This window comes from Roseibium sp. RKSG952, from assembly GCF_009711355.1.
Genome location: NZ_SMMF01000484.1, coordinates 1 through 1,250 on the forward strand (window position 1 = coordinate 1; position 1,250 = coordinate 1,250).

Genomic DNA, 1,250 nt, shown 5'->3' on the forward strand with positions numbered 1-1,250 from the left:
CGAGGAGATGCTGCGGCGCCATCCGGAACTTGGTTCAGGCATTCGCCGGACGCTCGAACGGCGCATCCGCTCCTGGCGTGCCGTTCACGGCGAGGAGCAGGAGGTGATCTTCCGTCAGGTTCACGAGCCCGGCCGGCTCGGCCTGTCGGACTTCACCGACATGGCAAGCCTCGGGGTCACGATCGCCGGCCAGCGGCTCGATCATTTGCTCTATCACTTCCGGCTCGTCTATTCCGGCTTCGAGCACGCCCATGTCATTCTCGGCGGGGAGAGCTTTGTGGCGCTTGCGGAAGGATTGCAGAATGCTCTCTGGTCGCTCGGCGGAGCCCCCCATGACCATCGCAGCGACAGTCTGTCTGCCGCTTTCCGCAATCTTGATGCCGATACCAAGCAGGACCTGACGCACCGCCTACGAGGAACTGTGCGCCCATTACGGCATGACGCCTTCGCGCAACAACAAGGGCGTCGCCCACGAGAATGGGTCCGTTGATAGCGCTCACGGCCATCTCAAGTGCGCGGTGCGCGATGCACTCCTGATGCGGGGCAGTCCGGATTTCGACGATCTTAAGGCCTATCGCGCCTTCATCGACGAGATTGTCAGCCGGCGCAATGCCCACAATGACAAGCGCATCGATTCCGAACGCGCTCATCTCAAACAACTGCCCCAGCACCGCACCACGGACTTCGAAGAGGTGGTGGTGCGTGTGGGGCGCACCGGTGGCTTCACCCTCAAGAAGGTGTTCTACACTGTTCCCTCCCGCCTGATCGGCCATCGGCTCAGGGTGCGCCTTTTCGATGACCGGCTTGATGTCTTTGTCGGCGGCACCCATTTGATGACATTGCCGCGCGGGCGGGCCTCGCCCGAGGGCAAGCACGACCAGGTGGTCAACTATCGGCACGTCATCCATTCCTTGCGCAAGAAGCCCATGGCCCTGCTGCAACTCGTCTATCGCGACAAGCTCTTTCCCCGGCTGGAATATCGCCGGACCTTCGACACCCTTCTGGAGAAGCTTTCCGAAAGGCAGGCCTGCAAGACCATGGTGGAGTTGCTGGCACTGGCCCATGACAGGGGCTGTGAACGCGAACTCGCCGAGCGGCTGGCCGACACCCTTGATGAAGGCGGACTGCCGGACATGGCGGTTCTGCGGGCGCACTTCTCCCCGGACCCTGCCAGGGTGCCCAACGTATCGGTGCAGCTTGCGTCCCTCAGCGGCTACGAGGCCCTGATCGAGGGCGCCTACGAAGCGGGC

General features: G+C 62.9%; 1 pseudogene. It reads left to right on the forward strand.

Annotation, left to right across the window (positions count from 1 at the left end):
• Positions 1-1,250, forward strand: a pseudogene (istA, locus tag E1297_RS01700) (IS21 family transposase); the annotation flags it as partial.